Origin of the sequence: Brucella sp. MAB-22 (genome assembly GCF_025908475.1) — a bacterium.
GTDB lineage: Bacteria > Pseudomonadota > Alphaproteobacteria > Rhizobiales > Rhizobiaceae > Brucella > Brucella anthropi.
Genome location: NZ_CP109782.1, coordinates 1,761,451 through 1,781,284, shown reverse-complemented (window position 1 = coordinate 1,781,284; position 19,834 = coordinate 1,761,451). Strand labels below are relative to the sequence as shown.

Here is a 19,834-nt window from a genome sequence, read left to right as displayed (position 1 = left end):
TTTTCCATGAACAACATTGCGGCTGCACCTTTGGTACATGCCGCCCTGCGTTTTGAGAAAACACCATTTTCTGATCGCGATATTCCTGATTGCCGATGGTTGCTATTCGATGCTGAGCTTGTAGCCGATACCGCGCACGGTCTGGAGCCAGACCGGATTGGCCGGGTCCTGCTCGATCTTGCGGCGAAGGCGATTGATCTGGACGTCGATCGTGCGTTCGCCGACATCGCCATCCTGACCGGTCAGCTCATGGCGGGGGATCGTCTCGCCGGCACGCTCGGCGAAAATCGCCATGATATCCTGCTCACGATCCGTCAGCTTGATTGTTTCCGTACCCTTTTTCAGCTCGCGGCGCGGGATGAAGAAAGTATAGGGGCCGAACACGATCTGCTCGATTTTCGGCTGTGCGGGTGGCGCGCCGCGGCGCAGGATATTGTTGATGCGAAGCGTCAGCTCGCGGGGATCGAACGGCTTGGGCAGATAATCGTCCGCACCGGCAGCCAGACCGTCGATGCGGCTGTCGGTTTCCGACAATGCCGTCAGCATCAGGATGGGGACGTTCTTCTGCTCGCGCAGCGATTTCGTCAGCGAAACGCCGGTTTCGCCCGGCATCATGACGTCGAGGATCAACAGATCGAAATCGATGCCTTCGAGCTTGCGGCGCGCTTCGGCAGCGCTTCCAGCCATGGTGACACGGAATCCGCTATTGGTCAGATATTGTGAGAGAAGGCTGCGGATACGCGTATCGTCGTCAACGACGAGGAGATGCGGCGCGTCGTCCGAGAGCGTCTTTTCTTCTTCTACAGCCATGGCGTCTTTCGATCCCATTCCGATAATTTTACTTCAGCATTCCAGCTTATGCCCGATGCTTTGGTGCACATATTATCGACTGGAATGCGGCACGTCCATTCACTGCCTGCGTGGACCTGTTTTTATACAAGCACTTATTGTCTGATCCAAAAGTCGCCATGCCTTGGCTCGCAAACAGCGTTTTTCTGCGCTTCCGGTGCTCATGTACTTGCTCAGACGCATAATCTTATCCGAAAAGTCTACAACTTTTCGGGATTATGCTTAGCAGTACACTGCGCTCCGGTTCTCGAAACCCACCATTTTCGCCACGGCCTGACGTTTTTTATTCAGACACTTTGTGCAACTAGACGTAACACTCAAGCCCAGTGTCACTCGGTTCAGAGATGTCTGGTCGAACTATCTTCGGCAGAAAACTCGTCGATCTGGGCGCGCCGCTCGGGGTTGACCATATTATAGAGGAAGCGCTCGATGACTTCCCGATCCTGCGGCGCACAGTCCTCCAGTGCACGTGCGATGCGTCGTGACTGTGGAAGGGCGAGGGCAAGCGTGAGCTGGCGGCCGCTCTTGGTCGGATAAAGCTTGCGGTGGCGGCGGTCGTGAAGGCCGGTGGCCTGAACCACATGCCCCGTATCGATCAACTGTTTAAGCACGCGCGACAGGCTCTGCTTGGTGATCCGCAGGACCTCCAGCAGCTCGGCAACCGTCATACCGGGCTTTCGGTTGATGAAGTAGAGAACACGGTGATGCGCCCGCCCGAATCCGATCTTTTCCAGAATAAGATCAGGGTCGGCGGTAAAGTCGCGATAGGAAAAAAACAGTAGTTCGATCACGTTGAGGTCGGCCGCCTCCTCAGCCGTCAACGGATTGCTTATATAATTCATATCGTTCGTCGAATTCACATCTGTGCTCCGTTCTGTTGCGTTAAATATGTCAGCATTATTGACATAATTCAATCGCCCAGATAATTTTCGATAAGTGTGAGCTGGCTTTTTTGGAATAATGTTTGCGCTGATGCGTGCAAGAAGGAGGAATAATTGCGCTAACGGGCTTCCCGCCACCGTCTCAATGGGTTGGTGATGGGATGGTTGCCGCAATATTCGAACCCTGTGGAGGATTTATTTTCTTTCCATGCATGCTCCGCCTGGGATTCGCGCAATATGTTTGCGTGACCTCAAAGCATTTTGAACAAAAAGGCCAGCAATTACGCAGGAAAAGGTGGCCGTCTCACCAGTTATATCGATTTAGCTGGGGAAGACGGGATGCGGAGAAGTTTATCTGGTCTGAAGTCGACCTGAAACCAGATCAAGACAGCGCTGCTGAGGCGCATCCCGAAAAGTATGAGGCGATTTTCGGGATGCGCGTCAAAATGCATAGACAGGGCATTTCCAAGGTTTCATCCTGAAAAAAGAAATGCTCGATGAAATATTTAGGAGCAAGAAAATGGCTGCGATTCCATTCGATCAACGGGACGGATTTATCTGGCTGGACGGAGAATTCGTCGACTGGAAAGATGCAAAAATCCACGTGCTGACCCATGGTCTGCATTATGCGAGCGCGGTGTTTGAAGGCGAACGCGCCTATGGCGGCGAGATCTTCAAGCTCAATGAGCATACCGAACGCCTGCATGAATCTGCACGCATTCTCGGTTTCGAGATTCCTTTCAGCGTTGCAGAAATCAACGATGCCTGCCGCGAGCTTCTGAAGAAGCAGGGTTTTGAAGACGCCTATGTTCGCCCGATTGCCTGGCGCGGTTCGGAGTCACTGGGGGTCTCGGCGCAGAACAACCGCATTCATCTTGCCATCGCCATCTGGCAATGGCCGAGCTATTTCTCGCCCGAAGAAAAGATGAAGGGCATCCGGCTCGATATCGCTGAATATTGCCGCCCGGACCCGCGCACTGCGCCCTCGCGCTCGAAGGCTGCCGGTCTCTATATGATCTGCACGATCTCCAAGCACGCCGCCGAAGCCAAGGGCTATGCCGATGCATTGATGCTCGACTGGCGCGGACAGGTTGCGGAAGCAACCGGTGCAAACGTCTTCTTCGTGAAGGACGGCGCACTGCATACGCCGAAGCCTGACTGCTTCCTTGACGGTATTACGCGTCGCACGGTCATTGATCTTGCCAAGCGCCGCGGCATTGAAGTCATCGAGCGGGCAATCATGCCGGAAGAACTTGCCGGTTTCTCCGAATGCTTCCTGTGCGGAACAGCAGCGGAAGTGACGCCGGTATCCGAGATCGGTCAATACCGTTTCAAACCTTCCGAAATTACAAATGTTCTAATGAATGACTATTCTGCGGAAGTTCAGCCAAAGCGGGCGGCAGCCGAATAGTAGGTGCCGAACCAAGTTTTAAACAGAAAAAGAGCGGTCTTGGGGCCGCTTTTTTGTTATTCCGTCGCTTATTGTTTGACATTGGAAAGTTTCGGCACAAGATTTTTTTACCGGAGTCGCGCTATTCCGGTTTAAAACTCAGATGGGGTGACGATTATGGAATCTCTACTACCTATCATTCTCCAGCTTGTGGCTGGCGCGGTTGGTGGCAACATCGCCGGAGCAGTGAAGAATATCAGTCTGGGCACCACGGGTAACACGGTGGCAGGCGGCATCGGTGGTGTCATCCTCGGGCAGCTGCTTCCGATGTTGTCTGGCGGTGGCCTCGATTCCGTTCTCAACGGTGTTGTTGGTCAGCTGGCAGGCGGCGGCATTGGCGGTATCGTGCTCACGGCCGTTGTCGGCCTGATCAAGAACGCGATGGCTGCCAAGGCCTGACGCACTAAGACATCCCGAAAAGTGTGAAGCGCCTACGCAGGGAAATCAGTCCACTGGACTGATTTCTGATCCCGCTTCGATCGGGTAACATGTGCGTGAAAGCAAACAGTTGGAGCGCCGGTCTGATTCAATCAGATCGAAATGCGCTCTGGAGACTGCATGGTTGTGGGGACAACCGGTAAGACGAACTGTCGGGGCCTATCCCGGAAACCGTGAAACGGTTTTCGGAGTAGGCACCTCGAACAATCCTGGAGAGGGAAAACGGGCGGCTATCAGCCGCCCGTATCTATTTAAAGCTTCACCTGGCGGGCACAGGACACTATCTCTGTGTCAGAAAGCACCTTCCGGACCGCTATTTATTCAAGTGGAGTAAGACTATGGGGCAATTGCAGGCCATCATCGTTCCCGTCACGCCTTTCCAGCAGAATTGCACCATTCTGTTCGATGGCGAGACCAAGAAGGGTGTTGTGATCGATCCGGGCGGTGACCTGGATCGCATCCGCGAGGCGATTGATTCCCAAGGGATCGATGTCGAGGCCATCTGGATCACGCATGGCCATATCGATCATGCTGCGGCAGCCCTTGATCTCAAGGAAGCCCTGAATGTGGACATTATCGGCCCGCACAGGGATGATAAGTTCCTGCTCGATAATCTGGAAGCGACCGGCCTAAAATATGGCATCACTGAAGGCGTGCGCAATGTTACGCCGGACCGCTGGCTGGACGAAGGTGACAAGGTTTCCGTCGCCGGGCACGAATTCGACGTGTTCCACACGCCGGGCCATGCGCCGGGACACGTCGTGTTCTTCAACCCCGAAGCGCGGTTTGCGATAGTCGGTGATGTGCTTTTCAACGGCTCGGTCGGGCGCACCGATCTGCCGGGCGGTGATCACGCGGCGCTGATTCGCTCCATCAAGGAAAAGCTGCTGCCGCTCGGGGACGATATCGGTTTCATTTGCGGGCATGGTCCCGGTGGTCGGTTCGGTGATGAACGGCGCTCCAATCCATTTTTGAACGACATCGGATATGCATAAAAAAAGCCGCCTTTAAAGGCGGCTTTTCCTCGGGATGGTTTGCTTTGGAGCACCGATCTGGTTGAAGCAGATCGGTGCTCTAATCACTTGTTTTGACGCGCATCTTATCCGAAAACCGTTTCACACTTTTCGGGATGTGCTTTAATTTGCGGAGCAGAAGTGATCACGTCCGTCATAACCGCGATAGGTGCCGGTATTCGGATTGAATGACCGGTAACGGTCGGCGCAATACTGGTACCAGCCACGGCTCCATGGCTCATAGCTTGAGCGATAATAAGTCGCCTGACGAGCCGGGGCTGCCGGGTAATAAGCTGGCGGCGGCGGAGGCGGTGCATAGACCGGGGCAGGCTGCACGTAGGTCGGTTGCGGCTGGCTCAGCGCGCTGCCGATGAGGGCACCTGCTGCAAGACCGATCACACCTGCGGCAACGGCGTCGCCATGGTTGCGATGCCGGTCGCGGTAGTAGGGACGATCCCATCCGCCACGATCCCAGCCATGGCGGCCCCAGGAATCTGCCGATGCTGTTGCAAGCGGTGCGGCAACAGCCGCAAGGGATGCCGCTGCCAGAATGGCTGTTTTCGCAAATCGGTTCATTGTTCGCTCCTTCAGAAGCTCGACTGTAATTTCTCCGATACGCTCGCCGAACGGGCACACACGTATCGTTTATGAATAACTAATTAACTGTTTCGACATGAATGGAGGCTGAACAATGGTGAAGGGCGATGGAAAGCTGTCAGTTTCCGGTCAATTACTTGCAGCATCTGTAATATTTCGCGCCTGAATGATCATCCGTTCAGGGTTGCATACTGGCAATAAAAAACCCCGGCAAAAGCCGGGGCAAGTGGTAGGTTCTTTTATGAACGATCAGCCGGTAACGGTGATGTTCACGGCCTTCGGGCCTTTGCCGCGACGATCCGGTTCCGTCTCGTAGGAAACCTTCTGATTGTCTGCGAGGCCAGTGAGGCCAGAAGCCTGTACAGCAGAAATATGTACGAAGATGTCAGCGCCACCGTCGTCCGGCTTGATGAAACCGAAACCTTTTTCGGTATTGAAGAATTTGACCAGTCCGGTCTGTGCCATGGGATCCGTTCCTTTTCCTTGGCGCCACTGCTCTTGTGGAGACAGTGGTATTACAAATTCTGCCAAGCGCACCACACACCCGGCAGAGGGTTATGCAGGCAGTTCTCGACATTGGGAAGGAACCGATCATTGCCGAAGGGGAGCCTTCGACCCGGAACTTATAGCGGCCCCGGCGCGCCGTTCTTCCAGTCTTCCATTTGTTCGCTAAATGCCCGAACAGGTGGAGACTGATCTATGAAGCGGTATTTGGCAAGCAAATTCTTTGGGGGGAACATGATTGGTTATCTTTGAACCGGTATCGTCAGAATTTTTTACGATTGTTTCAAGAAAATCATCGACTCAATCCCAAAATAGAACAGGCTAACCCTAATATATCGCGAATTTAAACGGATATGTCCTGGTATTTTCATCGATTGCGCGAAACTATGCATGCGCCACCGGCGGCGCGCAGCTTCGCACAAATGCTGTCGGCTTCTCCGCGGCTGTTGGCGCCGATGCGTACTGCATAGATGCCACGGCGTCCCATCGGCGTCCGTATCCGGCTGATAACGGGGTCGTGGCCTGCCAGCACGGCGCTGAACTGCTTGCGCAGGCGCACCCATTGATTGGCAGCGGCGCTGCGGCGGAAATTGCCAGCGACCTGAATGCCCCATGGCTTAGGTTTCACGCGCGACATCGGAATTGTGGCGCTGCGGATGATCGGCAGGCGCTTGCAGGCATCGACGAAGGCGAGCTTGGGATCGAGCGGGCGGTTCACGACCTCCTTGCCTGCCGCGAAATCGTCGGCAGGTGCGCCGGTAATGTCCAGCACGTAATTTTCAGTTTCGAGCGGCAGAAATCCGCCGGACCGCATCCAGCTGGAAACACGCCCGGCCCCTGCATTATAGGCGGCGGCTGCAAGGCCCCAATTGCCGAAAGCGCCTTTAAGGTCGCGCAGGAAACTCGCCGATGCGGGAATGGCCTGTTCTATGTCGAAAGGGTCGGCAAGCCCACGCTCCTTAGCAGTATAAGGCATGAACTGCGCAATGCCTTCAGCGCCGACAGGGCTGACCGCGTTGTGATCGAAACGGCTTTCTTTCCAGATGAGCCGGGCGAAGAAGTCGCGCGGGATGCCGTGGATGTCGGCATTGGCACCGATGAGCTGGCAGATGCGGCCGACGGTCGGGACTTTCTTCTCCGGCGGTAAAGGCGGCGCATAGACTGGCGGGTTTGGCTCGCTCGCTGCATAGGATGCAGCCACGCCGGAAGGCAGGCTGAAAAGCTGCGAAGCCAGGATAAATGCTATGCCGTGCCGATAACGATTCATGCTGCCTGTTCCGCCCCTCAACTTCGGCCAAAGTAACCTATATGGGCGGGTTGTCGATATGGTCTGCAAGGTTTTGCACTTTTGCGAAAAGACTTGCTCTTATCGTAGGTTGCGCCATTTTAGTGACCGGGACAGATCGGATTTATCCGGACAAGGGAGAGGAAAATGCAGTTTCATCGATTCAGACAATTGGCTGTGCTTGCGGGCGCTCTGCTTCTCGCCGGTTGTGTTGCCGAAGGCGGCCCGGATTATGGTCCGCCGATTCGCCCTGGACCGTCGCAGCCGCAGATGTGCCCGATGATCTATGCTCCCGTCTGCGCCACGCGCGGTTCTTCGCGCAAGACCTTCGGCAATTCCTGTCAGGCAAGAGCTGAGGGCTATCGCGTCATCGCAAATGGCCAGTGCTCATCAAGACCGGGTCCGGGATGGGGCGGCGAAGGCGGCATGCGTCCGCCGCATCAGGGCAACAGACCGGGCAGGCCGGGCGCGGGTGCTTGCACGCGGGAATATATGCCTGTTTGTGCACGCCGTGGGAACGACAGGCGCACTTTCCCCAATCGTTGCGAAGCAGATCGTGCAGGCTATCGCATTATGAATGGCGGGCAGTGCCGCTGAGTATAGAAAATCGAATGGCCGTTCGTGATGTGTTGGAAGATCGGTAAGTATTCCAACACATAATCAACGATCTCGGTCACCGTCCCGGTCGGCCTGTCTTGCCGGGGCGGCGTTTCTTGCGCGCTGTTTCGGCAGGGTCCTCGTAAGACCCGATGCCTGCGCGCTCACGGCGGATTGCGGCATCGTCGCCGCCACTTGGCACTTCGGTCCGCTTGACCGTCATTTCATCGAGTGTGTTCTTGCGGAAGAGCGGTTTTGCCATGTCGGTGCCCGGTCCCATATCGTCAAGCGACGGCTTCTGGAACAAAGACGGCTTACCAAGCGGGCGCGTCGTATCGGCGCCCATTTCATCCAGTGCCGGCTTGCGGAAACGTGAATTGCCGGTGGGCTTGCCCTTGTTGCGACCTGCGCCTGCATCGCCCGCCTCAAACTCGCGTGCCAGCGGGTCGTCGGCAATAGCCAGTTCCGTCTCACGCAGCCGCTTGATTTCGTCGCGCAGGCGCGCGGCCTTTTCGAAGTCGAGATCGGCAGCGGCGTCGCGCATCTGCTTTTCCAGATGCTCCAGATGGGCGGCAAGATTGTTGCCCATCATCGCGCCTTCTTCCGCAAAGCCCGAAATATCCGCGCGGACATGATCGCGCTCGTAAACCGAGCCAAGAATATCCGAGATATTCTTCTTCACCGAGGCAGGCGTGATGCCGTGCTCTTCATTATAGGCAACCTGCTTCTCACGGCGGCGGCTGGTTTCATCCATCGCGCGCTGCATCGAGCCGGTAATATTGTCGGCGTAGAGAATGACCTTGCCGTCAACGTTACGCGCTGCACGTCCAATGGTCTGAACCAGTGAGGTTTCCGAGCGCAGGAAGCCTTCCTTGTCGGCATCGAGAATGGCGACGAAGCCGCATTCCGGAATGTCGAGACCTTCGCGCAGGAGGTTGATACCAACCAGCACATCGAAGGCGCCGAGACGCAGATCGCGAATGATTTCGATACGCTCCAGCGTGTCGATATCGGAATGCATGTAGCGAACGCGCACGCCCTGTTCATGCAGATATTCCGTCAGGTCTTCGGCCATGCGCTTGGTCAGCACCGTGACCAATGTACGGTAACCCTTCTGTGCCGTTTCTCGAATTTCGCCGAGTACGTCATCGACCTGTGACTTGGCAGGGCGGATTTCGACGGGCGGATCGATCAGCCCGGTCGGGCGGATGACCTGTTCTGCGAACACGCCGCCAGCTTCTTCCATTTCCCAGCCGCCCGGCGTTGCCGAAACGGCAATGGTCTGCGGGCGCATGGCGTCCCATTCCTCGAAACGGAGCGGGCGATTGTCCATGCAGGATGGCAGACGGAAACCATATTCGGCAAGCGTTGCCTTGCGGCGGAAGTCGCCGCGATACATGCCGCCGATCTGCGGAACCGTGACGTGGCTTTCGTCGATGAAAACCAGCGCATTGTCCGGAATATATTCGAACAGCGTCGGCGGCGGCTCGCCGGGATTGCGGCCGGTCAGATAGCGCGAATAGTTTTCAATACCCGCACAGGAACCGGTTGCTTCCAGCATTTCGAGATCGAATGTCGTGCGCTGGTCGAGGCGCTGGGCTTCCAGCAGACGCCCGGCATTGTTCAGTTCGACAAGGCGATGCTTCAGCTCTTCCTTGATCGACTTGATCGCCTGATTGAGGGTCGGGCGTGGTGTCACATAGTGCGAATTCGCATAAATCTTGACCGATTTCAGATCGCCGGTCTTCTGGCCGGTGAGTGGGTCGAACTCGGTGATGGTCTCGATCTCATCGCCGAAAAGCGAAATGCGCCAGGCGCGATCTTCCAAGTGGGCCGGGAACAATTCGATCGTGTCGCCGCGCACGCGGAACGAGCCTCGCACGAAATTGATGTCCTGCCGCTTGTATTGCTGGGCCACGAGATCGGCGAGCAGCTGGCGCTGATCGAGCCGGTCCCCGATCTTCATTTCGAAGGTCATGGCCGTATAGGTTTCGACCGATCCGATACCGTAGATGCACGATACGGAAGCGACGATAATCACATCGTCGCGTTCGAGCAGCGCGCGGGTGGCCGAGTGGCGCATCCGGTCGATCTGTTCGTTGATGGACGATTCCTTCTCGATATAAGTGTCCGAGCGCGGCACATAGGCTTCCGGCTGGTAATAATCGTAGTAGGAAACGAAATATTCGACGGCGTTGTTCGGAAAGAAGCTCTTGAACTCGCCATAAAGCTGTGCGGCCAAGGTCTTGTTCGGCGCCAGGATCAGGGCAGGGCGTTGCGTCCGCTGGATGACCTGCGCCATGGTGAAGGTCTTGCCCGAACCGGTGACACCGAGCAGGACCTGCGTGCGGTCGTCGTTGTCCAGCCCTTCCAGCAAATCGCGAATAGCCGTCGGCTGGTCACCGGACGGTTCGAAACTGGTTTCCATCTCGATGGCGATGCCGCCTTCGGATTTATCCGGACGTGCCGGGCGGTGAGGCGTCCAGAGTTCGCCGTTCTTGAACAGCGGATTGCCGGAAGCAATCAGGTCCGACAGGGCCTGAACTGTTGCGGTTGCACCGGACGGGTTCAGTCCGGCAGCGTCTTCCAGACTGATGTCGAGACCGGCAACCGGATTGAGGCCAGCCGCCGCCCGCTCCTTGGCGGATGCAGCTCCGCCCATGGACGTACCGCGCCCGCTGCGCGACGCTTCCTTGCTGCGCTCGGGAATTTTCTTGGGTTGTTTTGGGTTTTTCGCGCGTGGTTTCGCAGCCTCGTCGCCGATTTCCTTCGCCCAATCAGCAATGGGGCCGGCGATGGAGCCGGAAAGGGGCGCACCGGAAAGTTCGGCTTGTGGTGCTTCACCGAAGCCGCCAGCCTTGTCGTGCGAATCCTGGGAGTGTTTGTCTTTTGAGGAAGCCATGCCCTCAATATGGATTTTCAGCGTCCAAATGAAAAGAGTGCGAAGGCGAAATCCTCCGCACCCTTACTCTATCTGGCGATGCTCCTGACAGAAGGTTGTCAGGAGGTGTGGTTCCAGAGGCGGCTTTACAGCCTGCCGCCGGGACGCATGCGAGGGCCGGGGCCAAAACCATGCCCGAAGCCGGGGCCAAAACCGGGATGATAGCCCGGATGATCGTTCCAGCCGGGACGGTCCGTCCAGTGTGGGCGTGCTGGTCCCCTGTTCGATTGGCAATTACGCCCGATGCAGCCATTATAGACATTGCCGCCACCGTTCCAGCCGCGATAAGGACCTGGACCCCAGCCGGGGCCCCAGTAGGGGCCGCTGTTGGCCGCCAGTGCCGAACCGATGGCGATGCCTGCGATGAGCGGTATGCCAACCGCTGCGGCGGTCGATCCGAAATTGTCGTTCGTCGTGTAGCCGTTGCCTGTCTGAATGGCGATGTAGCTCGATGCAGCCCAGCCGGTCATGCCGCCATAGGTCACCTGACACCAGCCATAGCCGCTGGTGCAGCCAGCCACCGTAATACCGACGCCATTCGGGATCGCCCCGATGGTTCCGTACTGGGTGCCCGGGCCGACGCGAAGATTAATTGTCGATGTTACAATTGCCGATGATGCATAAGCATTCGTTGAAACAAGAAGTGCTAATGTAACTATGGAGGACTTAACCGATAGTTTCATATATCATTCCTCTAATATACTTTCTTTAATTACTTATAACATGAAGATTATTATTTACGTGCATCACGATTTTTCGATTTCAATTCATGATTAATGAATATCGACCTCTTGAAATCGGCTTTCACACTAACGGTTTAAGCGCTTCATGCGGTACTTTTCTTCGTGGCGGGCTTGTCTCATATTAAAGGGCGACTCTCTCAAGCACTTAAGGACCGACTTCGATGAATACTGATAATGCGCCGAAGGGCATGCTGACATTGCGCGTTCCGGCCATGCCCAAGGATGCGAATGCGGCGTTCGATATTTTCGGCGGCTGGGTGATGGCGCAGATGGACTCCGCATCCGGCATTCGTGCTGCAGAACGCGCCAAGGGCCGCGTGGTGACGGCAGCGGTTCGTGAAATGTCCTTTGCCAAGCCGGTGAAGATCGGTGACGCGCTCTGCGTCTATACCGAGATTACGCGGGTTGGGCGCAGCTCGATCACGCTGCGGGTGGAAGCCTGGGCACAGCGTTACCTGACCCAGCAGATGGATCTCGTGACCCATGGCGAATTCGTCATGGTTTCTCTGGATGAAAATGGCAAGCCGACGCCGGTGCCGGCGGAGGAATAAAGCATCGTCAAGCCCGGCATTGTGCCGGGCTTATTTAGAGCGGTTCCGGTTAAAACCGGTGGTTGGAACCGCTCTATCTATTTGTTTTCACGCACTATCCTACGCAAAACCGCTTCGCACTTTTACTGGAAATGCTCTATTTGCAGGCGCGATAGCCGCTGCGGCGCTGCATCAGGTCGAAATGGAAGTGATCGGCATGTTCCGGGTTATAGCCGGGGCCGAGAACTGTCGAGAAATAGCCGCATGCATCGGAGCGAACGCTGTTGAGCAGGCCCTTTTCGCGGAAGGCGAAGAAGCCCGGCTTGCGCACCATGATGTTCTTGCCGTTGTTCAGCACGATCTTGGTGACATCGATGGCGTTGCCGCGTGAATGTTCCGACATTTTCGCGCCGCGACGGCTGTTCATGGTGCGGCAGGAATAGCCCCCGGCATTATAGATCGTGCTCACGCCGGACAGATAGCGCATCCGCGAGGCAGGTTGCAGGTCGCCCTTGATCCAGCGGGCAAAGGCCTCGGTCACCTGACAGTTCAGTGTTGCCGCCGGTTTGAACGCGATGGCGCCGCTGTTGAAGCCGGACACCTCGATGGGATTTGCGATCTGGCAGGAACTGCTGCGATAGATCGGCGGCTTTTCCTTGAAGACGACGCCGAGCCGTTTTAGGCGCGTGCGGCAGGCGGTTTCCGCATTGGACATCGTATAGATGTTTTCGGCAGCTGTTACCGGATTTTGAATCGGGGCTGAGAAGCCATAGTCGCCGGAATATTGCGGCTGGCTCTGCTGCGTGGATTGCGTGACGTGGTTCTCTTCCTCCTCGGCAAGCCCGACGATGCGTTCTTGCTGTGGCTCCTGCATGACGGGTGCGTCTACAACCGGGGCAGCATTTGCAATCGGTGCATCGGGAACCATCACGTCGGAATTGCCGACACTGGCCTGCGGGCGCGGGGCGCTTTCACCGGAACAACCGGCGATGATAGCCAGCAAGGCGAGGGACAAGGATGGGGCCAGACCTCGCAACCGGGAGCGCTGGCGGCTGACTGGAGCGGTGGCGGACAACGCAGAACTCATGTCCATACCTTTTCTTCAGGAGACCAGACCGATGGCGTTCCACGAATATTAGCTTGGAAGCGTAAAGGAAGAGTCAGCGCTCGCGTTAAGTGCTGTGGCGTAATCAGGGCAGCGGCCAGAGTATAAACCGGCCGGAGTGAAACGCGCTCCAGGGTGCAGGATTGGCAAAATGCCGCCTTTGTTCTATCACCATGCAGCGGTTTCGGGCCATGCCGCCGACAACATCCTCCCGGTCCCTGAAGTCATTTCCATGTCAGCACTGATTTCGCCAAGCGTCCTGCCGATCCTGCTTCTCATCGGCTCGAACGTTTTCATGACATTCGCCTGGTACGGGCATCTGAAATTCACCAGCACGCCACTCGTCACCGTCATTTTCATCAGCTGGGGCATCGCTCTGATCGAATATTGCCTCGCGGTTCCGGCCAACCGCATCGGGCACGAGGTCTATTCGGCGGCGCAGCTGAAGACCATTCAGGAAGTCATCACGCTGGTGATCTTCAGCCTGTTCTCGGTGTTCTATCTCAAGGAAGCCTTCACCTGGCACCATCTGCTGGGCTTTGCGTTCATAGCAGGTGGGGCAGCTCTTATTTTCAAGGGGTAGAGCCTGTTCCAAAAGTCGTCCTGTGTGGCTGCAAATGGCAATTATCTGCGTGCCGGTGCTCATGTAGCTTTCTCTGGTGCATAGTCTTATCCGTAAAGTCTGCAACTTTTCTGGACCATGCTCAAAAGTACACTACGCTCCGGTACTCGAAAATCACCATTTTGATTCAGGCTCTGACGCACTTTACTCGGCAGGTTCAGGAACAAGAGCCGACTTGCGTTTCCAGAACATGGGAATGAGTTCCACCGCCATCATGGCGGCGAAGATCAGTCCGCAGCCGATAAAGCCTATGAAGGTCACCCGCTCGCCGAGGAAGAGCGCGCCGAACAGGGCCGCAAAAAGCGCTTCCGACGACAGGAAGATCGCGGCCTGTGCGGAAGTCGTATAGCGCTGTCCTATGGCCTGCAAGGTGAAGGCAATGCCGGACGAGAAGACGCCGGTGAAAAGAATTTCCTTCCAGGTGAGTGCGATGGCCGTCCAGTTGAAGTCTTCGATCATGGAGGCGATCGCAAGGCCTGCGAAGGCGCTGGTTGCGAACTGGATGCAGCTCAGTGTTATCGGCCGTCCTGCACGGTTTGCCCTGCTGATCAGGACCACCTGCAAGGCCCAGAAGACCGCGCCGCAAATGACCAGCCAGTCACCTTGCTTGAGCGCAGTCAACGTTCCGCCGGAAAGCAGGAATATGCCTGCCAGACATGCCGCCGCACTCGGCCAGACGACAGGATGCGGCCAAGTGCGGAACAGGACGACGCCAAGCACTGGCACCATGACGACATAGAGCCCGGTCAGAAAACCGGCATTGGTGACGGATGTGGTGATGAGCCCGATCTGCTGGAGAACAAGCCCGGTGAACAGGCTCAGTCCGATGAACATGAAGAAGAGATAGTTCGAGCGGCTCAGGCTGGTCCTTGCCCGACGGCCCTCGGCTACGGCCCATGGCAGGACAGTAAGGGCGGCGATTGCCGAGCGGATACCGATGAACAGAAACGGGCCGATACTGGCCATTGCCGTCGATTGGGCGACGAAACCCATGCCCCAGATGACGCCTGCCAGAAGCAGCAGCATATTGGCCTGTACGCGCGTCATCATTACCTCGGTTCGGGATATGTCATTGCAGAAAGAGAAACCGGACGCTTTTCAGCCTTTCCCGGTCGTCATGCTATAGGCAATATTATGGGCAGGCGGCAAGGGAACTTCCGATTCTGCGACATTCATGCATAGTCTGATTATAATTAGAGCGATTTCTTACCGACGGAGTGTTTTATGCTCTCTTTAAATCGTCAATCCGCTGTTGTGGCATCGATTGCCACAACGATGCTGTTTCTGGCGGGTGGGGAATCGCAGGCTGCTTTCAAGAAGGTTCGCGACACGCTGGTTCTGTGCGATTTCGCGCAAAACTGCACTTTGACCCTTACGCCGGTCGCAAGCGATGGCGCGCCGGGGCTTGGCATCTTTCGCAGCAGCCAGTCAGGCTCGAAGCCGCTACTCCGGCTTTCCTATGTCGATCCATCACAGAAAACTGGCAAGTTGGAGATTTCCATCGACGGTCAAACACTGCTCGATGTCGATGTCTCGGCTTTGAAGGCGCAGGACGATCAGCTGGATTATACGGGCGATGTGGTCAAGGCGCTCGACGGGATGAAGAACGGTCAGAAACTGCAACTGAAATTTGCCGGAAAGACCTCGACCTATTCGCTTTCGGGCCTTGTCGGCGGGCTGATCTATGTGGACGAACAGCAATCGCGCGACGGAACTGTCGAGGCATTGCAGGTCAAGGGCAGCAAACCGGCGCCTGTTCCGCCACAGCTCAAGCTGATCGAAACGATCGAGCAGATACCGGCTGACATCCGCAAGGATTTTTCCGACGAGGCGGCGGTCTGTGGCGGGGCAAGCCCCGGCACGTTCCGCAATGCAGGCGGTTTCGAGACGAAGATTGCCGATGGCCTCGATCTTATCGGCCTGCCATGCGGATCGCCGGGCGCCTACAATCAGCCTTATGCCTTCTACAGCCGCTACGAAAACAAGACTGTGCCGATCTCGCTACCGACCATTTCCGACGATGGCCCGACTGTGACCGACACGGCATGGAACATCGACTGGACCCAGAAAACCTTGACGCTGGCGGCCTTCTTCAAGGGGAGAGGGCTTGGAGATTGCGGCATTTACGATGTCTGGAAAGCTACTGACAGCGGCGAGGGCCGGGTGCGTTTCGTTCTGGTGCAGGAACGTTCAAAAGGCGATTGCGATGGCAATTATGCCGGAGGCCCGGAGAAGTGGCCCGCGAGCTGGCCGGTTAACGCGCAATAGGTGCCGCTTAAGGGCACAGTTGACAGAGATATATTTTTCCGCGTGAAATGGTTGATGGAAATGCTATAGTTCTGTGAACGGCTATTCGAACGGTTCCGAGGCGGATGTTTCGGTGACCGTTTTCTTTTTGTGTGTCGGAGGCTGGTTGGCCTTCGAAAAGCGCCTCGCACTATCCAAGCATTGCGCGAGGTGAGGCGGGCAAATCAAGATGCCGGTGCGTGCAGGACCTCGGGGAGAGGTGAGTACCGGACGAAGGAAAGGACTGGGTATGGAAAAGTTCCCTATGACCCCTGGCGGTTTCGAAAAGCTCAAGGAAGAGCTGCGCTGGCGTCAGCAATCGGAGCGCCCTCGGATTATTGAGGCGATCGCCGAAGCACGTGCGCATGGCGATCTGTCGGAAAACGCCGAATATCATGCTGCGAAAGAAGCCCAGAGCCTGAATGAAGGTCGTATCAACGAACTGGAAGATCTGGTCGCGCGCGCCGAGATTATCGATGTCTCGAAGCTGTCGGGTGACCGCATCAAGTTCGGTGCCACCGTCACCATGATCGACGAGGATACGGAAGAAGAGAAGGTCTACCAGATCGTTGGCGATCAGGAAGCCGATGTGAAGGAAGGCCGCATCTCCATTTCATCGCCGATTGCGCGTGCGCTGATCGGCAAGGGCGAAGGCGATACGATTGAAGTCAACGCACCGGGCGGTTCGCGTTCCTACGAAATCGTCGGTTTGAAGTTCGTCTGATTTCCGTGTCCGTGCATAAGCCAGATTCCGGACCGGTTCGGGTTCAGGACGTCGAGGTAGTGGCGCCGAATTTCAAGCGCCGCCTCTCCGGTGTCACATCGACAATCGTTCAGCTGATCCCCTTGCAGCGCGCAAAGGGGTTGAACATTGCGACGATGGGGCCGGGCCTGCCGGATACGCTTCCGCATCTGGGATGGAGCGCTCTTTGGTCCTTCTGGTCAAAGCCAGCGACGAAACCGTTCCGCATCTGGCATGCGCGGCGCAATATTGAAATGCTCGCCGGTATTTTCATGCGCGATGTGCTGCGCATGAAACTGAGGCTGATCTTTACCTCGGCTGCACAGCGAGACCACAAGCCTTTTACCAAATGGCTCATCCGCCGCATGAATGCGGTGATTGCAACGAGTGGTCGCTCGGGAAGCTTTCTCGAAGTCCCGCATCAGGTCATCATGCATGGGGTGGATCTGCAGCGCTTCCATCCGCCTGTCGGCGATGAGGACAGTTTCGCGGCGTCGGGCCTGCCCGGAAAATATGCTGTCGGTTGCTTCGGTCGCGTGCGTTCCTCCAAGGGAACAGACCTTTTCGTCGATGCGATGATTGCGCTGTTGCCGCAATATCCGGACTGGACGGCCATTATCACCGGACGCACGACTGCAGAACACCAGTCTTTCGAGGATGCGCTGAAGGCGAAGATCGCCGCTGCCGGTTTGCAGGACCGTATCCTCATTCTGGGGGAAGTGCCGGATATCCGCGTCTGGTATCGCCGCCTGACGCTTTATGTTGCGCCTTCGCGCAATGAAGGTTTCGGGCTGACACCGCTTGAAGCCATGGCGTCGCAAACGGCAGTCGTTGCCAGCGATGCGGGTGCCTATGCGGAAATGATCGTGGAAGGCACCGGAACATCGGTTGCGGCCGGTGACGGAGATGCCCTGCGCAAGGCTATCGAACCTTATCTGGCAGATCCGGCTCTGGCGGAACGCGATGGCGAGAATGCTCTCAGGCATGTTCGCGCGACTTTTCCGCTCGAAAAGGAAGCAGCTGCCATCAGCGCTGTCTACGAGCGCGTATTCGCCGGGAAGTAACAAGTAATGACAGGGCGCTGCGATGCTGACGCATCACGCCCTGAAAATGCTCAATTGCCGCACGGGCTTAACTAGGTCTTGATAAGGCAAGCTCATCCAGACCTGGTATAATTCCCGGCGCAAACCGTCGAAATATCAGAGAATCATCAGCGGTTCGTCCTTGACCGGACGAATGGTCAGTGCGGTGCGCACGGAATCCACATTGGGAGCGGCGGTCAGTTCCTCGATCACGAAGGTCTGGAACGTGTTGAGATCGCGCGCGACGCAATGGAGCAGGAAATCGGACTCGCCCGAAACCATCCAGGCGCGGCGTACCAGAGGCCACTGCTTGGATTTCTCGGCAAAAGCCTTGAGGTCGGCATCGGCCTGGCGATGGAGGCCAACCGAACAGAAAGCAACCAAATCCTGTCCAAGGGAATTGCCATTCAGAATGGCCCGATAGCCCCGGATAACGCCGCTTTCTTCCAACTTGCGCACACGGCGCAGGCAGGGCGGAGCCGAAATACCGACGCGTTCGGCCAGCTCGACATTGGTGATGCGCCCGTTATTCTGGAGCTCCCGAAGGATTTTCCAATCGATTTCATCCAGATCGGCCTTGATCGGCATGCGTAACTCCGCGCGCAAGGAAATTTCATTCCGGGGTAATTATAGAACATTCGTCGCCATCGTGGCGCAATCTAATCCTGCTCATATCAAATGAAACGGGCGGATGTAAACTGCCTAACGTTCTGTCAACGCACCCAAAAAGTGCGAGTGAACAGGATATACACGGTAACGAGCTCCAGACGCCCTGCCAGCATCAGGAAGGAAAGGACCCACAATGCCGGGTCGTGAATGGTGGAAAAGTTGCCGACGGGGCCAATGGTGTCGCCAAAGCCGGGGCCGATATTGGAGAGCGCGGTCAACGCGCCGGTGAAGGCCGACACGAAGTCGAGGCCCAGTGAAGCAAGCAGCACCGCGCCTATAATCAGCGAGGCGCAGTAGAGGAACAGGTAGAGAAGCACGTTCTGTGCGATTTCGCCGGAAACTTCCGAGCTGCCGTAGCGGATCTTGATGACAGCATGCGGCATGATGAGCCGGGCAAGATTGGCGCGCGTCAGGCTCCAAAGGATGATGAGGCGGTTCATCTTGATGCCGCCCGACGTCGAACCGGCGCAGCCACCCAGAAATGAAGCGAGAAAGAAAATTCCAATCGCGGGTGGTCCCCACAGGAAATAGTCTTCCGTGGCATAGCCTGTTGTCGTCATGACCGAGACAAAATGAAAAGAGGCCGAGATCAGCGCGTCGCCGAAAGGCACATCGGACCCAAGTCGCAGAACCACCGCGAGTGCAAAGCTGAAGCTGATTGCGATCGTGAAGAACAGTTTCACCTGCGGGTCGACAAGCGATTCCATGCGGCGTGGCATGAAGGCCTTGATATAGAGCACGAAGGGCAGGGCCGAGAGGGCCATGAAGATCGTGGACACGACCAGGAGCGGGCGGTTTCCCTGATAGAAGCCGATGGAGCTGTCGTGAGTGGAAAAGCCTGCTGTCGCAATCGTCGTGAAGCCGTGGTTGATGGCGTCGAACATGCTCATGCCGACGGCAAAATAAGCAATGATGCAGGCGGCGGTCAGGCTGAGATAGGCCAGCACGATGCCGAGCGCGATCTGGTTCATGCGCGGGAGAATTTTTTCCGACTTGTCGGAATTCTCCATATGGAAGAGCGCCAACCCGCCCGCCCGCAGGGACGGCAGCATCAGCAGAGCCAAGCCGATAAAGCCGATACCCCCGATCCAGCAGAGAAGCGAGCGCCACAGGAGAATGCCACGCTGCATGTTGTCGAGCCCGGTCAGCGCGGTCGCGCCGGTTGACGTGACGCCCGACATGGCCTCGAAGAAGGCCGTCGCATAGCTGATCGGCAAATGCGAGAAATAAAGCGGTATCGAACCCAGAAAACTCGCTGTCAGCCAGAGGCACGCCGTCAGCAGAAAGCCAAGGCGCGGGGTGAAGCGCATCGTCTGGTTCTGGGTGGCCAGCAGAATCAAGGCAGAGAGCGCGCCGGTTGCCGCAGCTGAACGCACGAAGATCAGCCAGTCGTCACTTCCGTCGCGCAGGTCGATTGCCGCAGGCAGAAGCATGGCTACCGCCATGAGGAGGCCGAAACGCGCACAGATATTGGCGACTGTCTTATAAATGGCGGACGGC

Annotated in this window: 21 protein-coding genes; 10 read left to right on the top strand and 11 right to left on the bottom strand. The window is 56.7% G+C overall.

The genetic code is table 11. From position 1 onward, the window contains the following. Positions 1-102: 102 nt before the first annotated feature. Positions 103-810 carry a response regulator gene (locus OHI65_RS18130; protein WP_061346454.1) on the bottom strand — a complete coding sequence of 236 codons (708 nt, stop codon included), beginning with the start codon at positions 808-810 and terminating at the stop codon, positions 103-105. 377 nt (positions 811-1,187) lie between these two features. After that, positions 1,188-1,709 (bottom strand): MarR family winged helix-turn-helix transcriptional regulator, encoded by a 522-nt coding sequence (locus tag OHI65_RS18125; RefSeq protein ID WP_010659631.1) that lies wholly within the window; start codon positions 1,707-1,709, stop codon positions 1,188-1,190. Positions 1,710-1,891: 182 nt separating this feature from the next. On the opposite strand from OHI65_RS18125, the gene OHI65_RS18120 reads away from it, so the two are divergent. The 4 genes from OHI65_RS18120 to OHI65_RS18105 all read left to right on the top strand — a co-directional run bounded on the left by OHI65_RS18120 (position 1,892) and on the right by OHI65_RS18105 (position 4,613). Continuing rightward, on the top strand, positions 1,892-2,212 hold the full coding sequence (locus OHI65_RS18120) for a hypothetical protein (protein ID WP_167375569.1): 321 nt from the start codon (positions 1,892-1,894) through the stop codon (positions 2,210-2,212). 38 nt (positions 2,213-2,250) lie between these two features. Then, complete coding sequence (locus OHI65_RS18115) at positions 2,251-3,141, top strand: branched-chain amino acid aminotransferase (protein WP_010659633.1); 891 nt, start codon at positions 2,251-2,253, stop codon at positions 3,139-3,141. 156 nt (positions 3,142-3,297) lie between these two features. Beyond that, the gene (locus OHI65_RS18110; protein ID WP_010659634.1) at positions 3,298-3,579 is read left to right on the top strand and encodes a hypothetical protein; all 282 of its coding nucleotides are present in this window, start codon (positions 3,298-3,300) and stop codon (positions 3,577-3,579) included. Positions 3,580-3,956: 377 nt separating this feature from the next. After that, positions 3,957-4,613, top strand: a complete 657-nt coding sequence (locus OHI65_RS18105) for an MBL fold metallo-hydrolase (RefSeq protein ID WP_029929127.1) — start codon at positions 3,957-3,959, stop codon at positions 4,611-4,613. Between the two features lie 141 nt (positions 4,614-4,754). On the opposite strand, the gene OHI65_RS18100 is transcribed toward OHI65_RS18105, so the two are convergent. The 3 genes from OHI65_RS18100 to OHI65_RS18090 form a co-directional block, all read right to left on the bottom strand. After that, entirely contained in the window at positions 4,755-5,207 is a 453-nt protein-coding gene (locus OHI65_RS18100; RefSeq protein WP_010659636.1) for a BA14K family protein, read from the bottom strand. A gap of 270 nt (positions 5,208-5,477) precedes the next feature. Continuing rightward, the gene (locus OHI65_RS18095; protein WP_010659637.1) at positions 5,478-5,693 is read right to left on the bottom strand and encodes a cold-shock protein; all 216 of its coding nucleotides are present in this window, start codon (positions 5,691-5,693) and stop codon (positions 5,478-5,480) included. 406 nt (positions 5,694-6,099) lie between these two features. Continuing rightward, positions 6,100-6,999: an SPOR domain-containing protein gene (locus OHI65_RS18090; RefSeq protein ID WP_010659638.1), complete on the bottom strand. Its 900-nt coding sequence runs from the start codon at positions 6,997-6,999 to the stop codon at positions 6,100-6,102. A gap of 165 nt (positions 7,000-7,164) precedes the next feature. On the opposite strand from OHI65_RS18090, the gene OHI65_RS18085 reads away from it, so the two are divergent. After that, positions 7,165-7,614 carry a Kazal-type serine protease inhibitor family protein gene (locus OHI65_RS18085; RefSeq protein ID WP_012091677.1) on the top strand — a complete coding sequence of 150 codons (450 nt, stop codon included), beginning with the start codon at positions 7,165-7,167 and terminating at the stop codon, positions 7,612-7,614. Positions 7,615-7,690: 76 nt separating this feature from the next. On the opposite strand, the gene uvrB is transcribed toward OHI65_RS18085, so the two are convergent. Both uvrB and OHI65_RS18075 read right to left on the bottom strand, forming a co-directional pair. Next, the gene (uvrB, locus tag OHI65_RS18080; protein WP_012091678.1) at positions 7,691-10,516 is read right to left on the bottom strand and encodes an excinuclease ABC subunit UvrB; all 2,826 of its coding nucleotides are present in this window, start codon (positions 10,514-10,516) and stop codon (positions 7,691-7,693) included. Between the two features lie 125 nt (positions 10,517-10,641). Then, a complete protein-coding gene (locus tag OHI65_RS18075; RefSeq protein ID WP_010659641.1) occupies positions 10,642-11,238 on the bottom strand; it encodes an SH3 domain-containing protein in 597 nt (198 codons plus the stop codon). A 221-nt stretch (positions 11,239-11,459) separates the two neighbouring features. Between OHI65_RS18075 and OHI65_RS18070 the strand changes: the two genes are divergently transcribed. Next, positions 11,460-11,849 (top strand): acyl-CoA thioesterase, encoded by a 390-nt coding sequence (locus OHI65_RS18070; RefSeq protein ID WP_125300066.1) that lies wholly within the window; start codon positions 11,460-11,462, stop codon positions 11,847-11,849. Positions 11,850-11,985: 136 nt separating this feature from the next. On the opposite strand, the gene OHI65_RS18065 is transcribed toward OHI65_RS18070, so the two are convergent. After that, complete coding sequence (locus OHI65_RS18065) at positions 11,986-12,915, bottom strand: extensin family protein (protein ID WP_125300067.1); 930 nt, start codon at positions 12,913-12,915, stop codon at positions 11,986-11,988. A gap of 250 nt (positions 12,916-13,165) precedes the next feature. Between OHI65_RS18065 and OHI65_RS18060 the strand changes: the two genes are divergently transcribed. Beyond that, complete coding sequence (locus OHI65_RS18060; RefSeq protein ID WP_010659644.1) at positions 13,166-13,516, top strand: DMT family protein; 351 nt, start codon at positions 13,166-13,168, stop codon at positions 13,514-13,516. 183 nt (positions 13,517-13,699) lie between these two features. On the opposite strand, the gene OHI65_RS18055 is transcribed toward OHI65_RS18060, so the two are convergent. Then, positions 13,700-14,602, bottom strand: coding sequence for a DMT family transporter (locus tag OHI65_RS18055; protein WP_012091682.1), 903 nt, complete (start codon positions 14,600-14,602; stop codon positions 13,700-13,702). Between the two features lie 177 nt (positions 14,603-14,779). On the opposite strand from OHI65_RS18055, the gene OHI65_RS18050 reads away from it, so the two are divergent. The 3 genes from OHI65_RS18050 (at position 14,780) to OHI65_RS18040 (ending at position 17,647) form a co-directional block, all read left to right on the top strand. Then, complete coding sequence (locus tag OHI65_RS18050) at positions 14,780-15,823, top strand: DUF1176 domain-containing protein (protein WP_125300068.1); 1,044 nt, start codon at positions 14,780-14,782, stop codon at positions 15,821-15,823. Between the two features lie 268 nt (positions 15,824-16,091). Next, positions 16,092-16,565 (top strand): transcription elongation factor GreA, encoded by a 474-nt coding sequence (gene greA / locus OHI65_RS18045; RefSeq protein WP_010659647.1) that lies wholly within the window; start codon positions 16,092-16,094, stop codon positions 16,563-16,565. Positions 16,566-16,576: 11 nt separating this feature from the next. Further along, complete coding sequence (locus OHI65_RS18040; protein WP_029929114.1) at positions 16,577-17,647, top strand: glycosyltransferase family 4 protein; 1,071 nt, start codon at positions 16,577-16,579, stop codon at positions 17,645-17,647. A gap of 135 nt (positions 17,648-17,782) precedes the next feature. Here the strand turns inward: OHI65_RS18040 and OHI65_RS18035 are convergent, their stop codons facing one another. Both OHI65_RS18035 and OHI65_RS18030 read right to left on the bottom strand, forming a co-directional pair. Further along, a complete protein-coding gene (locus OHI65_RS18035) occupies positions 17,783-18,253 on the bottom strand; it encodes an Lrp/AsnC family transcriptional regulator (protein WP_010659649.1) in 471 nt (156 codons plus the stop codon). A 125-nt stretch (positions 18,254-18,378) separates the two neighbouring features. Next, the gene (locus OHI65_RS18030) at positions 18,379-19,779 is read right to left on the bottom strand and encodes a TrkH family potassium uptake protein (RefSeq protein ID WP_029376059.1); all 1,401 of its coding nucleotides are present in this window, start codon (positions 19,777-19,779) and stop codon (positions 18,379-18,381) included. Positions 19,780-19,834: the final 55 nt, after the last annotated feature.